This window comes from Alteromonas sp. 4NS20-0143, from assembly GCF_057542855.1.
The window spans coordinates 120,464-133,138 of record NZ_BAAJLR010000008.1 but is presented as its reverse complement, the minus strand read 5'-3'; the positions used below and the strand labels follow the sequence as shown (position 1 = coordinate 133,138).

14 protein-coding genes are annotated in these 12,675 nt (G+C 43.9%); 2 read left to right on the top strand and 12 right to left on the bottom strand.

The window, feature by feature from the left end; translation table 11 throughout:
* The first annotated feature begins 255 nt into the window (after positions 1-255).
* A complete protein-coding gene (locus AC27HD_RS15645) occupies positions 256-969 on the top strand; it encodes a hypothetical protein (protein ID WP_487106969.1) in 714 nt (237 codons plus the stop codon).
* 66 nt (positions 970-1,035) lie between these two features.
* Here the strand turns inward: AC27HD_RS15645 and AC27HD_RS15640 are convergent, their stop codons facing one another.
* The 3 genes from AC27HD_RS15640 to AC27HD_RS15630 all read right to left on the bottom strand — a co-directional run bounded on the left by AC27HD_RS15640 (position 1,036) and on the right by AC27HD_RS15630 (position 5,639).
* Positions 1,036-2,442, bottom strand: coding sequence for a mannose-1-phosphate guanylyltransferase/mannose-6-phosphate isomerase (locus AC27HD_RS15640; protein ID WP_487106967.1), 1,407 nt, complete (start codon positions 2,440-2,442; stop codon positions 1,036-1,038).
* Between the two features lie 185 nt (positions 2,443-2,627).
* Positions 2,628-4,088: a phosphohexomutase domain-containing protein gene (locus AC27HD_RS15635; RefSeq protein ID WP_487106965.1), complete on the bottom strand. Its 1,461-nt coding sequence runs from the start codon at positions 4,086-4,088 to the stop codon at positions 2,628-2,630.
* Positions 4,089-4,274: 186 nt separating this feature from the next.
* Complete coding sequence (locus AC27HD_RS15630) at positions 4,275-5,639, bottom strand: flagellin N-terminal helical domain-containing protein (protein ID WP_487106963.1); 1,365 nt, start codon at positions 5,637-5,639, stop codon at positions 4,275-4,277.
* A gap of 219 nt (positions 5,640-5,858) precedes the next feature.
* Between AC27HD_RS15630 and AC27HD_RS15625 the strand changes: the two genes are divergently transcribed.
* Positions 5,859-6,926 carry a GGDEF domain-containing protein gene (locus tag AC27HD_RS15625; RefSeq protein WP_487106961.1) on the top strand — a complete coding sequence of 356 codons (1,068 nt, stop codon included), beginning with the start codon at positions 5,859-5,861 and terminating at the stop codon, positions 6,924-6,926.
* A 614-nt stretch (positions 6,927-7,540) separates the two neighbouring features.
* Here the strand turns inward: AC27HD_RS15625 and rplQ are convergent.
* The 9 genes from rplQ to rpmD all read right to left on the bottom strand — a co-directional run bounded on the left by rplQ (position 7,541) and on the right by rpmD (position 12,670).
* Positions 7,541-7,942 carry a 50S ribosomal protein L17 gene (rplQ, locus tag AC27HD_RS15620; RefSeq protein WP_032094882.1) on the bottom strand — a complete coding sequence of 134 codons (402 nt, stop codon included), beginning with the start codon at positions 7,940-7,942 and terminating at the stop codon, positions 7,541-7,543.
* A 41-nt stretch (positions 7,943-7,983) separates the two neighbouring features.
* Complete coding sequence (locus AC27HD_RS15615; RefSeq protein WP_032094883.1) at positions 7,984-8,973, bottom strand: DNA-directed RNA polymerase subunit alpha; 990 nt, start codon at positions 8,971-8,973, stop codon at positions 7,984-7,986.
* A gap of 19 nt (positions 8,974-8,992) precedes the next feature.
* The gene (rpsD, locus tag AC27HD_RS15610; protein WP_032094884.1) at positions 8,993-9,613 is read right to left on the bottom strand and encodes a 30S ribosomal protein S4; all 621 of its coding nucleotides are present in this window, start codon (positions 9,611-9,613) and stop codon (positions 8,993-8,995) included.
* 24 nt (positions 9,614-9,637) lie between these two features.
* Entirely contained in the window at positions 9,638-10,030 is a 393-nt protein-coding gene (rpsK, locus tag AC27HD_RS15605; RefSeq protein ID WP_013786215.1) for a 30S ribosomal protein S11, read from the bottom strand.
* A gap of 14 nt (positions 10,031-10,044) precedes the next feature.
* On the bottom strand, positions 10,045-10,401 hold the full coding sequence (gene rpsM, locus AC27HD_RS15600; protein WP_032094885.1) for a 30S ribosomal protein S13: 357 nt from the start codon (positions 10,399-10,401) through the stop codon (positions 10,045-10,047).
* A gap of 174 nt (positions 10,402-10,575) precedes the next feature.
* Complete coding sequence (gene rpmJ, locus AC27HD_RS15595) at positions 10,576-10,689, bottom strand: 50S ribosomal protein L36 (RefSeq protein WP_013786217.1); 114 nt, start codon at positions 10,687-10,689, stop codon at positions 10,576-10,578.
* Between the two features lie 37 nt (positions 10,690-10,726).
* The gene (secY, locus tag AC27HD_RS15590; protein WP_032094886.1) at positions 10,727-12,046 is read right to left on the bottom strand and encodes a preprotein translocase subunit SecY; all 1,320 of its coding nucleotides are present in this window, start codon (positions 12,044-12,046) and stop codon (positions 10,727-10,729) included.
* Positions 12,047-12,051: 5 nt separating this feature from the next.
* Positions 12,052-12,486 carry a 50S ribosomal protein L15 gene (gene rplO / locus AC27HD_RS15585; RefSeq protein ID WP_032094887.1) on the bottom strand — a complete coding sequence of 145 codons (435 nt, stop codon included), beginning with the start codon at positions 12,484-12,486 and terminating at the stop codon, positions 12,052-12,054.
* A 4-nt stretch (positions 12,487-12,490) separates the two neighbouring features.
* Complete coding sequence (gene rpmD, locus AC27HD_RS15580) at positions 12,491-12,670, bottom strand: 50S ribosomal protein L30 (protein WP_032094888.1); 180 nt, start codon at positions 12,668-12,670, stop codon at positions 12,491-12,493.
* Between the last annotated feature and the right edge of the window lie 5 nt (positions 12,671-12,675).

The window sequence follows — 12,675 nt, the reverse complement described above, 5'->3', positions numbered from 1 at the left end:
ACCCTGAACTGATGCGTCCATTACATTTACGATAGTGTAACCAGTTTACAGCCCAATTTAAACTGTAATAAAACACCAAATATTATAGGTTGCGTATGCGGCAAGCTTAGTTTTTAAGCTTTGCTATTCTTCGGGTATGCGCGGTTATACTTTTTCGTTAAGGGCATGTATTATCACCACCCTGTAAGTGCCATACCATCATGTATGTGTACGTTTTTGTTTATCGCGGTTTGTAACCTATGCACGTAGTTAAAAATGTATCAGCTATCACTTTCACAAAAAATTGAGCAACGAGTGTTACCGTTTAAGGTAACTACGCAAAAGCCGAATGAAAAAATTGAGTGGTGTGTGTATCACGTGCCCAAAACAGCAGGAAGCTCACTTCGTCAAAGCTTTACCCAAGCATTAGGAGAGCAAGCGGTTTTTGGTATTTACCGCAATACCGGTGCCAGCGAACTTGGTGCTGGCAAGCCTGTGTGGGTACCCTTGCGAAGTAGCGTGCTGTTTGGGCACTTTCCTACCCACAGCGCACACCGTGCTATGTTTCCGAATGCAAAAATGGTGACTTGGGTGCGCGAGCCATTAGAGCGGGCTTGGTCGTTACTGGGGCATTACTTAGCAGTGAAAGAGCAAAGCCCTCAGTACCGTGTAATTAAAGAAAACTATATTGATAAAGGCGTGAATAAAAAGGCCGCTATATTCGAACGCATGCTGAAAGAAAATACATTTAAAACAAGTTTGAACGTGTATGCCCATTACTTTAACCAAATACCCCTTGATGAGTTTGATTTTGTGGGCAGTGTTTCAAAAAATACTGAAGACTTAAAGCGGCTTCAACGTTTTATCGGTAGGCCATTGCAAGAAGCACAGGAAAACGTGCGTAATAGTGCGAGTACCTTCCCTTCTTCACTGCGCTATTTGGAAAAAGAGTTGGCCAGCGAGTACGAGTTGGTAGATAGGTTTCTTTGAGCGAAAAAAAGCCGGTAACCTTACCGGCTTATTAAACACATTTACTAATTGAAATTGGCGATTTAGCTACTTTGCCACACGCCCATATCTATCAGAAAAACGAACAATGTCGTCTTCACCTAAGTAAGCACCCGATTGAACTTCAATCAGCTCTAGTGGAATTTTACCTGGGTTTTCTAGGGCGTGAACCGCACCAATGGGAATGTACACTGATTCGTTTTCAGTGACCAACTGGGTTTCTTCATCAATAGTTACGTTGGCACTGCCAGAGACTACAATCCAGTGCTCTGCGCGGTGATGGTGCATTTGCACTGATAGCTTTTCGCCCGGCTTAACTGTAATGCGTTTTACCTGGAAGCGTGCACCGCTGTCGATAGAGTCATAGCTTCCCCATGGGCGAAATACTTCACGATGGAATTCAAACTCGGGGCGCTTTTCGGCTTTTAATTTGTTTACAACAGTTTTTATGCTTTGCGCGTCGTTTTTATGGGCAACCATTACGGCATCTTTGGTTTCTACTACTATTACATCTTCTAGCCCGATAACAGACACTAAACGCTGCTCTGCGTTTACATAGCTGTTTTTGGTGTTTTCTAGAATAGTATCACCCACGGTGGCATTGCCGTTTTCATCTTTCTCAGCCGTTTCCCATATTGAAGTCCAACTGCCTACATCGCTCCAACCTGCATCTAGGGGCACCATAGCTGCACTGTCGGTTTGTTCCATTACGGTGTAGTCGATAGAGTCGTCTGGGCAGGTAGCAAAAATATCGTGATCTACGCGGATAAAGTCTAAATCTGGTGTTTCAGTATCGATAGCACGTTTACATACGTCTAGCATTTCCGGGTTATATTTAGCTAGCTCTTCCAAGTAGCGGCTGGCCTTAAACATAAACATGCCGCTATTCCAAAAGTAACTACCTGAATCTACGTATTCTTTTGCAGTTGCTAGTTCTGGCTTTTCAACGAATTCTGCTACTTCAAACCCATCGCCAAGCTCGCTACCCGCTTTAATGTAGCCGTAACCGGTGTGCGGTTGGTCGGGTACTATGCCAAAGGTAACCAGCTTGCCATCTTCTGCCAGCTTTTCTGCTTTTTCGATAGCGCCATGGAAGGCTTGTTCGTTTTTAATAAGGTGATCTGCTGCTAGTACTAGTAACACTGGATCTTCACCGTTCATGGTGGCGTGCAGCGCGGCGAGTGCAATAGCGGGTGCGGTATTTCTGCCAACAGGTTCAAGCAATATGCCACCATGATGGATATCTTTTTGGCGAAGTTGTTCTGCAACCAAAAAGCGGTGCGCATCATTACAAATGAAAATAGGGCTTTGAGCTTTAGTGCCTTTTAAGCGAGTTATTGTGTCTTGCAGCATAGTGCTGTCTGAAGTAAGCGATAGAAACTGCTTTGGAAGCGCTGCTCGCGACTTTGGCCATAAACGGCTACCTGAGCCGCCAGCTAATACTACTGGTTTCATTGTAAGATCCTTTATGTGTGAGTACGATGCCCACGTCCTAAAATTAAATCATTGCTGGTAGTATACAAAGGTTTGTATTGCTATCAAATGATAAATGTTAGGGACAAGCAAAAATGGAATAAAAATGGGGTCAGAACGAAAGTTCTGACCCCATTTTTATATAAGTTGAGATCTTGGGTGTGCAATTACTCAGCACGAATGAGCGCAAGCACCTCTTTGGTTTTTTCTTCCATCAGAGGAATATCACCCTTACTTTCTACATTTAAGCGAATTACCGGCTCGGTGTTCGACTTGCGTAAATTAAAGCGCCAAGTACCGAACTCAAGCCCTAGGCCATCGGTAGTATCAATCACACTCGCTAGCGGTTGATATTTGTTGGTAACTCGCTCTAGCGCTGCATCAGCATCTTTTAGCTTACTGTTAATTTCACCCGACGATGGAAATGCTTTTATACGCTCTTTTACCATGCTCGCTAGAGTTTGTTTTTTCACGCACACAAGCTCAGCAATAAGCAACCAAGGGATCATGCCTGAATCGCAATAGGCAAAGTCTCGAAAGTAATGGTGGGCGCTCATTTCACCGCCGTACACTGCATCCTCTTTGCGCATACGCTCTTTGATAAACGCATGGCCAGTTTTAGATTTTATGGGCGTACCGCCAGCGTTAGCAACGATGTCTTCGGTGTTCCAATAAACGCGCGGGTCGTAGATAATTTTGCTGTCGGTGTTTTTTTCGATAAAGGCTTCTGCGAGTAGCCCTACAATGTAATAGCCTTCAATAAATTCACCGTCTGCATCGAATAAGAAGCAACGGTCGAAGTCGCCATCCCATGCAATACCAAAATCGGCACCTGACGCTTTTACTGCATCAGCAGTATCAGCGCGGTTTTCTGGTAGCAGTGGATTAGGAATGCCATTTGGGAAGGTGCCGTCAGCGTTGTGATGCACCTTAATGAATTCGATAGGTACGTTGTTAGTAAGCATCGCTTTTTCGATAGCATCCAAAGCAGGGCCTGCCGAGCCGTTACCGGCATTCACTACCACCTTTAAAGGCGTGAAGTTATCTAGGTTTACGTAAGAAAGCATGTGCTCCACGTAATCGCTCATACAAGAGCTTTCATCGTATTGGCCAGTGCTTGATAGCAAACTTTTTTGAATATGCGCTTTACCATTAAAAAACGCATCAGCATCTATAGCCTGACCATTAACGTAATGATTAAGTCTACCATTGACAAATTTATCGCTAAGCTCCTCTGCACGCTCTTTAATCGCATTGAGGCCGGTATCACCGCTAATAGGAATAGAGCCTGCCTTCACAAGCTTCATGCCGTTATAGTTGATGGGGTTGTGACTTGCTGTAACTTCAATACCGCCATCTACACCAAGATGCTTAGTGGCAAAGTAAATTTCTTCTGTACCAGCCATACCAATATCAGTAACCTTGGCGCCAGCATCTATAAGCCCGGCGGTTAATGCCAGCTTAAGTGGAGTAGAAGTTTGACGAACATCACTACCTACTACAACAGTTTTGGCATCTAGCTCTTCCGCGAAGGCATAACCTATGCGGTAAGCCACTTCCTCGGTTAATTGTAAGTTCAGTTCGCCACGAATGTCGTAGGCTTTAAAACAGGTAATTGGGTTAGCCATTGCTGAGTCTCTATTCCTTTACTGGGATGATAAAAATTGTTCTATAAATGCTAAGTCGCAAGGTCATATATTAAATCATCTAGCGAGTAATATTACTATGCGTATTCTATTATCTGTTTTTGTTAAAGATAGAAAAAGGGCGCAGACTGAGTGGTTAGTGGAACAACAATGTTGTTCTGACCCCATTTATGCTGTTTGTTCTGCAATGCCGTTTAGTAGGCCTAATACTTGGTTTTCGCTCGACTGGGCCTGTGCTCGCACGCTAATACTCGCTTGTTCGACAATTTGACTTTGTGTGAGTGAGGCTGTCTCTGCTGCAAAATCGGTATCGGTAATTCGTGAACGTGCAGCGTTGATATTTTCATTAGCAATGGCGTTTACGTTTAATGCTGATGTCATTTGATTGAGTTTTGCGCCATAAAAGGCACGACTTTCACTCACGATGTTCAGTGCGGTATCAATTTGACTAAGGGCTGCTTCAGCATTCTGTTCACTGCTGATAGACGTGCTCTCTAAACTTAAGTCTTCCAGCGTGGCGGGGGTTTTTGTTACTTCTATATATTCAGTACCCTTACCGAGCTTGTTCGTGGCAGTAATATCCGCTGGCCCTAAATTGAATGCTCTTTCATCCTCATTGCCTAGTGAATCCCATGTAGCGGTAACATTAAAAACACCACTACCGATTACTGAAATGATGAGTGATTGTGAGTTGCTTGAAATAGTTAAAAACTCGTTTAGGTTAGGCGGTGTTGCGCCATTTTGATCACCGCTAAATGAAATTGCATTTCCATCAATCGTAGCACTACCGCTAGTAAGTAATTCACTATCATCATAGCTCGCATCTGAATTGTAACCGTTTGATGTCAAAAAGAAGCGAGATTCAACATCGGCTACGTTAGAAATATTGTTAGAACCAGCACTCCACGTTGCATTAGTAATAGGCGTACCGGCAAGGTGTTTACCGCTGGTTGTAAATACTTGTATATCATCGTTTGCGCCGTTGTCGTTTATATTCACTTGAACATTACTCGAACCGGCTGGTATGTACGCTATGGATTGCAGGCCGCTAGGAAGAGACTGCGTTACACCCTGAGCGAATCTGTCGCCTAATGAAGGTACATTATCACTTAACAGATTGGCATCACCTACTAGGGGCAGTCGATTGAAGACCTCCGTACCATACGCAATAGCATTGAGCTCTAATTTAAGTGTTTGGAATTCTTTATCCAGGGCTGCTCTGTCGCTTTTACTGTTAATGCCGTTTTGAGATTGGATAGATAGTTGCCGCATTCGCTGCAGTATAGCGGCAGATTCCTGCAGCCCACCTTCTGCTACTTGCGCATAGCTTATACCGTCATTCAGGTTTCGATTCAGCTGCGTATAGGCGTTTCGCTCGGATGATAGACGATTTGAAATTTGTAGACCTGCGCTATCATCGGCAGCGCTGTTTATACGCAGCCCGGAACTTAAGCGCTCTAGAGATGTGGCCACCGCGTTGCTTCTAAAGGTCGATAACCCTAAAGATTGATACTTGCCTGATACTGATAACATGTGCTTCCTTGTTAAATGTTGACAGTGCGCTAATGTAGCGAGTAAATTTTTATGCTGACTTCATTGAAATTTCACGGATGCAAAGTACAAGCCAGTTATGATGGAAATGTTGGGCTGATTCCATTGATTTCTGATTATCAAGCCCGTGTTATGTTGCTATCGTCAGATTGTGAATTCATACAAATTTAATCTAGAACTAAACGGTGAACAGTCGCGACTATGAACCTTAAGACATATGGCTTGGCATGGTGGTATAAGGAGTTTCCTTATACCCAATTCAGTGAAGACTATTGGCGCGTAAGACTTATACAGCACACGCTGTTACTAGCGTGTTTACTTTTTCCACTTCTATCGTTAATTAATATTTTTGCGTTTAATGCCATTCAACTTGCACTCATAGACGGTATAGGATTTGTACTTTCACTCACAGGGTATTTGGCGTTTAGAAAAACAGGCAATATTAAGCTAACCGCATGGCTCATTTCGCTATCGATAACCACTGTCATGCTGATGTATTTAATAAGTGTTGAAGGTCGTGCTTATTCGCTAGTGTGGGCAACCATTATTTTACCTTTTACATTTTTCTTACTTGGCCGCACCGGCGGCACTCTCCTTTCCTCTATTACATTATGTGTGTGTATTTACCTCGTTTATACCCAATTAGAAAGTGGCGTTCCCATTACGCTATCGAAAGGCGCGCTTCTTAACGTAATAGAAGCGGCTATTGTTCAAATACTCTTGTTTCGGTTTTATGAAGGTACTCGCCAAACGACTTTTAAACAATTAAGGGCTGAACATCAGGAGTCGAAACGATTATCTGAAACCGACTATTTAACCGGTGCATACAACCGATCAAAATTCATCTTTTTAGCTAACACCCTACTGGCAGCAAACGATGCTGACAAGCATTGCATAGTTATTTTGGATTTGGACGACTTTAAACACATCAATGATATTTATGGTCATAACATGGGTGATACAGTATTAAAAACATTTACCCAAGCACTAAGAGAAAATACGAGCGAAGAAGATATTATTGCTCGTTGGGGTGGCGAAGAATTTGTTTTATTTCTTAAGAACGTGTCAGTGTCTGAGGCAAACAGATGTGTAAACAACCTTCTAAGTGCTGTTCAAGCTTTAACAACCATCGATATCACGATTTCGTTTAGCGCAGGTATTACACGGTGTAGTAGAACGAAAACTATTGACGACTTAATAAAGACTGCAGATGAAGCCCTTTATCAAGCAAAACATTATGGGAAAAGTCGCGTTTGTATTGCTAGCTAACTGCAGGGACAGCTGCTATCGCCCTTTAAGTTTATGGCTTGCGCAAGTGGCTTCTATTGAGGATGGTGTATCTTCCAATAGCCTTGGCTCTTTTTGTTGCGGACGAGCTTTGTCAAGTTTCAGTTGAATCATGCTGCAAACAACCAAACACAACGCCGTCAGGCGTTGCTGTATCTCGAATAATTGTTTTAGTCACTTATTGCAATATTCAAAGCTCAACAGCTGCGTATAAAAACTAATGTTTTTCATGCCTTTCTCACAATACTGCTCATAACCTTTTGCGAACCTTCTAGCAGGTAATGCTATTGTGCCAGTCACATAGTCTATTGTGCCTGTCACAATAAGAGTATTAGAGAGGAAGAGTGTTATGCCTGTCACAATAAGAGTATTCGAAGTTGTTACAGAATGCTTGTTGTGACTGTCGGGTTTTGTTAGGTCTTATTTGGAAATAAAGGTGAAATTTTATGCCTGTCTATTTAGTAGGTCTCTTGTCTATTTAGTAGGTCTCTTAGTGGTTAGTCGGACAAGAATGTGGTTCTGACCCCATTTATTTTGGGTAAAAAAAAATGGGGTCAGAACTTTCGTTCTGGCCCCATTTTCTATTCGAGTAATATTTACTCTTCAGTTGCTTCTACTACTTCTTCTTCAGCTTCAACAACTGGACGGTCAACTAGCTCAACATATGCCATTGGGGCATTGTCGCCAGCACGGAAACCACATTTTAAAATGCGAGTGTAACCGCCTGGGCGTGCTTCGTAACGAGGACCAAGCTCGTTAAACAGTTTACCTACGACCTCTTTATCACCTGTACGGGCAAAAGCTAGACGGCGATTTGCAACGCTGTCTTCTTTAGCCATAGTGATTAGTGGCTCGATTACGCGACGTAATTCTTTCGCTTTTGGTAACGTAGTTTTGATCACTTCGTGCTTGACCAAAGAACCGGCCATGTTTTTGAACATAGCTTGACGATGGCTGCTGTTGCGATTCAACTGACGACCACTCTTACGATGGCGCATAGTTTTATCCTTCTCTACAAATCAGTTTGATAAAAACCTGATTAATCTTTTTCAGCGATGCTCTCTGGCGGCCAGTTTTCTAGGCGCATGCCTAGAGACAAACCACGAGATGCTAGAACATCTTTGATTTCAGTTAGCGATTTCTTACCAAGGTTAGGCGTTTTAAGTAGCTCAACCTCAGTGCGCTGTACCAGGTCACCAATGTACTGGATAGCTTCTGCTTTTAAGCAGTTAGCAGAACGTACTGTTAACTCTAGGTCATCAACTGGGCGAAGTAGAATCGGATCGAATTCCGGCTTCTCTTCTTTCGCTTCCGGCTCAGATACATCACGTAAGTCTACGAATGCATCAAGCTGTTCAGCAAGAATGGTAGCAGAACGGCGGATCGCTTCTTCAGGATCTAAAGTGCCGTTAGTTTCCATGTCGATGATTAGTTTGTCTAAGTCTGTGCGTTGTTCAACACGGGCAGACTCAACAGTGTACGCAATACGTTCTACTGGGCTGTATGAAGCATCAACTAACAAACGACCAATTGGACGATCATCTTCTTCAGAGGAGCGACGGGTAGAAGCTGGTACATAACCACGACCCATTTCTACTTTAACGCGCATGCTGATTTCAGCTTCGCCTGTCAAAGTACAAATTAAGTGGTCAGGGTTAACAATTTCTACGTCGCCATCATGCTGAATATCACCAGCAACAACAGGGCCAGCGCCAGATTTCACTAGAGTTAGGGTTGCCTCAGTTTTACCTTCAAGGCGAACCGCTAAACCTTTAAGATTTAGCAAGATTTCGATAACGTCTTCTTGTACACCTTCTTTGGTGCTGTACTCGTGAAGAACGCCATCTATTTCTACCTCGGTAACTGCACATCCTGGCATAGATGACAGTAATATACGACGTAGGGCGTTACCTAGAGTGTGGCCAAAGCCGCGCTCTAGTGGTTCCAAAGTTACTTTGGCACGAGTAGGAGAAACGTTTTCGATCTCTACTAATCTCGGTTTTAGGAATTCAGTCACAGAACCCACAATGCTTCCTCTTTAGTTGGCTTTACTTAGAGTAAAGTTCGACGATCAACTGTTCGTTAATTTCAGCAGACAAATCAGTTCTTTCTGGAACGCGCTTGAAAGTGCCTTCCATTTTCGTGCTGTCTACTTCAATCCAGGTTGGCTTCTCACGTTGGTCAGCCAGTTCTAAAGCAGCAACGATACGCGCTTGCTTTTTCGCTTTCTCACGAACAGAAACCACGTCTTCGGCAGAAACGTTAAACGATGGAATGTTCACAACTTGACCATTTACCATGATCGCCTTGTGGCTTACTAGCTGACGTGCTTCAGCACGTGTACTAGCAAATCCCATACGATAAACCACGTTGTCTAGACGCTGCTCTAAAAGCTGTAGCAAGTTTTCACCTGTGTTGCCTTTTAGACGCGCAGCTTCTTTATAGTAGTTGCGGAATTGCTTTTCCAGTACGCCGAACATACGACGAACTTTTTGTTTCTCACGCAGCTGAACACCGTAGTCAGACAAACGGCCACGACGGGCACCATGCTGACCAGGCGCTGTATCGATCTTACATTTAGAATCGATTGCGCGAACGCCGCTTTTAAGGAACAAGTCAGTTCCTTCGCGACGGCTAAGTTTGAGTTTTGGACCCAAATATCTTGCCATGATCTTTCTCCAACTGTCCGTCGATTAAACGCGACGTTTTTTCGGTGGACGACAACCGTTGTGAGGAATAGGTGTCACATCGGTAATATTTGTGATCTTATAACCAGTAGCGTTAAGAGCACGGATCGCAGACTCACGGCCTGGACCTGGACCTTTTACGAACACTTCTAGGTTCTTAAGACCGTATTCTTGTGCAGCTACACCTGCACGCTCAGCAGCTACCTGCGCAGCAAATGGGGTAGATTTACGTGAACCACGGAAACCTGAACCACCAGATGTCGCCCATGCTAGTGCATTGCCTTGACGGTCTGTAATAGTCACAATTGTGTTGTTGAAAGACGCATGGATATGAGCCATACCGTCTGCAACCTGACGTTTAGCGCGCTTACGCGTACTACGAGCTGGTGCTTTTGCCATAACTTACTCCCCGCTTACTTCTTAATTGGCTTACGAGGACCTTTACGGGTACGCGCATTAGTTTTAGTGCGCTGACCACGTAGAGGCAAGCTACGACGGTGGCGAATACCACGGAAGCAACCCAGGTCCATCAAACGTTTGATGCTCATAGAGACTTCACGACGTAAATCACCTTCAACAGTAAATTTCGCCACTTCGTCACGAAGCTTATCGATCGTAGCTTCGTCTAGCTCTTTGATTTTTGTATCTTCTGCAACACCAGCACCTGCACAAATGCTTTTCGCACGTGTGAGGCCTACACCATAAATCGCTTGGATAGCGACTACAGCATGCTTGTGCTCAGGAATGTTAATGCCAGCGATACGGGCCATTAACAGCACTCCTCTTGTTTATTTGTCGACGACCTAAAAAGCCCGATAGGATACTCATCCGTCGACCAAATTGCAAATAAAGGTTCAAAACACCTATAAACAAAACTAGCAGAACCCGATAAGTATGCTCCGGATTCTGCTTAGTAGCTTTGCAAGTATTCTGTACCGCTTAGATTAACCTTGCCTTTGCTTATGCTTTGGCTCTGTACAAATTACACGCACAACGCCGTTGCGCTTGATAACTTTACAGTTACGGCAAATCTTTTTAACTGATGCACGAACTTTCATTACATCACTCCCCTATCTTTAATATTAAGGGGCTAACTTAACGGCCGTAGCCTTTAAGATTAGCTTTCTTCAGAACAGACTCATATTGACTACTCATCAAATGCGTCTGCACCTGTGCCATAAAGTCCATGATAACCACTACTATGATTAGAAGCGACGTACCACCGAAGTAGAACGGAACATTCCAGGCAATTAGCATGAATTCAGGCACCAAACAAATAAAGGTTATGTATAGTGCGCCAGCCAGTGTGAGGCGAGTCATTACCTTATCAATATAACGCGATGTTTGTTCACCCGGGCGGATGCCAGGGATAAACGCACCAGACTTTTTCAAGTTATCTGCTGTATCACGCGGGTTGAAAACCAACGCCGTGTAGAAGAAGCAGAAAAAGATAATAGCTGCTGCATATAACATTACGTACAGCGGTTGTCCTGGAGATAGCATTAACGCTACATCCTGCAACCATGCTGTTGATTCATTTTGTCCAAACCATCCTGCGATAGTTCCCGGGAACAAAATAATGCTGGAAGCAAAGATTGGTGGAATTACACCAGCAATGTTGACCTTCAGCGGTAAATGCGTGCTCTGCGCTGCAAAAACCTGACGGCCTTGCTGACGTTTCGCGTAGTTTACCACAATTCTGCGTTGTCCGCGCTCAACAAATACCACAAGGTATGTAAGTGCAATAACAATCACAGCAATCAACAGGAGGAATAACAAATTAATGTCGCCCTGCCTTGCTTGCTCTGCCGTTTGACCGATTGCTGTAGGTAAACCCGCAACAATACCAGCAAAAATCAAGATAGAAATACCGTTACCGATACCTCGTTCAGTAATTTGCTCACCCAACCACATAAGGAACATAGTTCCTGTGACCAAGCTCACTACCGCTGTAAAGTAGAATCCGAAGCCAGGGTTCAATACCAATCCATTAATTAGGTTTGGCAGGCCAGTCGATATTCCTATCGACTGGAAAATAGCAAGTACAAGCGTTAGATAACGCGTGTACTGACTGATTTTACGACGGCCTGCTTCGCCTTCTTTTTTAAGCTCTACCATCGGTGGGTGAACCACCGAGAGCAACTGCATAATAATGGATGCAGTAATGTATGGCATAATGCCCAAAGCCAGAACGGATGCACGCTCAAGCGCACCACCAGAGAACATGTTAAACATTTCTACAATGGTGCCTTTCTGTTGCTCGAACAAGTCAGCAAGTACAGCTGGATCGATGCCCGGAATAGGAACATAAGAACCCAATCTGAAAACAACAATCGCACCAAGTACGAACAACAATCTTGCTTTAAGCTCACTCAAGCCGCTTTTAGCGCCTGAATCCAATCCTGGTTTAGCCATCTAGCTTATTCCTCTACTTTACCGCCAGCAGCTTCAATCGCTTCTTTAGCGCCTTTAGTAACCTTTAAACCGCTTACTGTAACAGCACGTGATAACTCACCGCTCTTAACTACTTTTACAAACAACATTTCTTTCTTAACAAGACCTGCTGCTTTCAAAGTTTCAAGAGAAACTGTATCACCGTCTACTTTTGCGATTTCTGCAAGTGTTACTTGATCAGTAACAAAGCTCTTGCGTGAAGTGAAACCGAATTTCGGAAGACGACGCTGTAAAGGCATCTGACCACCTTCGAACCCTGGCTTAACGCGGCCACCTGAACGGCTTTTTTGACCTTTGTGGCCTACACCACTCGTTTTACCAAGACCTGAGCCGATGCCTCGACCAGTACGCTTACCAGATTTATGAGCCCCTGGTGCAGGAGCAATAGTATTTAAACGCATGTTCTTACTCCTCCACTATCTCGACCATGTAATGTACACGGTGGACCATGCCACGTACGGCTGGGGTATCTTCCAGTTCACGAACATGGTTGATCTTACGAAGACCTAAGCCTTTAAGCGTAGCTTTGTGCTTAGGCAGTCTGCCGATAGCACTTTTAGTTTGCTTTACTTTAATCGTTGCCATGTCTG

Excerpts from the sequence above, each read along its gene's own strand:
- rplQ (WP_032094882.1), bottom strand. The coding sequence starts at position 7,942 with ATGCGCCATCGTAAGAGTGGTCGTCAGTTGAATCGCAACAGCAGCCAT.
- rpsM (WP_032094885.1), bottom strand. The coding sequence starts at position 10,401 with ATGGCCCGTATCGCTGGCATTAACATTCCTGAGCACAAGCATGCTGTA.
- rpmJ (WP_013786217.1), bottom strand. The coding sequence starts at position 10,689 with ATGAAAGTTCGTGCATCAGTTAAAAAGATTTGCCGTAACTGTAAAGTT.
- rpsD (WP_032094884.1), bottom strand. The coding sequence starts at position 9,613 with ATGGCAAGATATTTGGGTCCAAAACTCAAACTTAGCCGTCGCGAAGGA.
- rpmD (WP_032094888.1), bottom strand. The coding sequence starts at position 12,670 with ATGGCAACGATTAAAGTAAAGCAAACTAAAAGTGCTATCGGCAGACTG.
- AC27HD_RS15625 (WP_487106961.1), top strand. The coding sequence starts at position 5,859 with ATGAACCTTAAGACATATGGCTTGGCATGGTGGTATAAGGAGTTTCCT.
- rpsK (WP_013786215.1), bottom strand. The coding sequence starts at position 10,030 with ATGGCAAAAGCACCAGCTCGTAGTACGCGTAAGCGCGCTAAACGTCAG.
- AC27HD_RS15640 (WP_487106967.1), bottom strand. The coding sequence starts at position 2,442 with ATGAAACCAGTAGTATTAGCTGGCGGCTCAGGTAGCCGTTTATGGCCA.
- AC27HD_RS15645 (WP_487106969.1), top strand. The coding sequence starts at position 256 with ATGTATCAGCTATCACTTTCACAAAAAATTGAGCAACGAGTGTTACCG.
- AC27HD_RS15630 (WP_487106963.1), bottom strand. The coding sequence starts at position 5,639 with ATGTTATCAGTATCAGGCAAGTATCAATCTTTAGGGTTATCGACCTTT.
- AC27HD_RS15635 (WP_487106965.1), bottom strand. The coding sequence starts at position 4,088 with ATGGCTAACCCAATTACCTGTTTTAAAGCCTACGACATTCGTGGCGAA.
- secY (WP_032094886.1), bottom strand. The coding sequence starts at position 12,046 with ATGGCTAAACCAGGATTGGATTCAGGCGCTAAAAGCGGCTTGAGTGAG.
- rplO (WP_032094887.1), bottom strand. The coding sequence starts at position 12,486 with ATGCGTTTAAATACTATTGCTCCTGCACCAGGGGCTCATAAATCTGGT.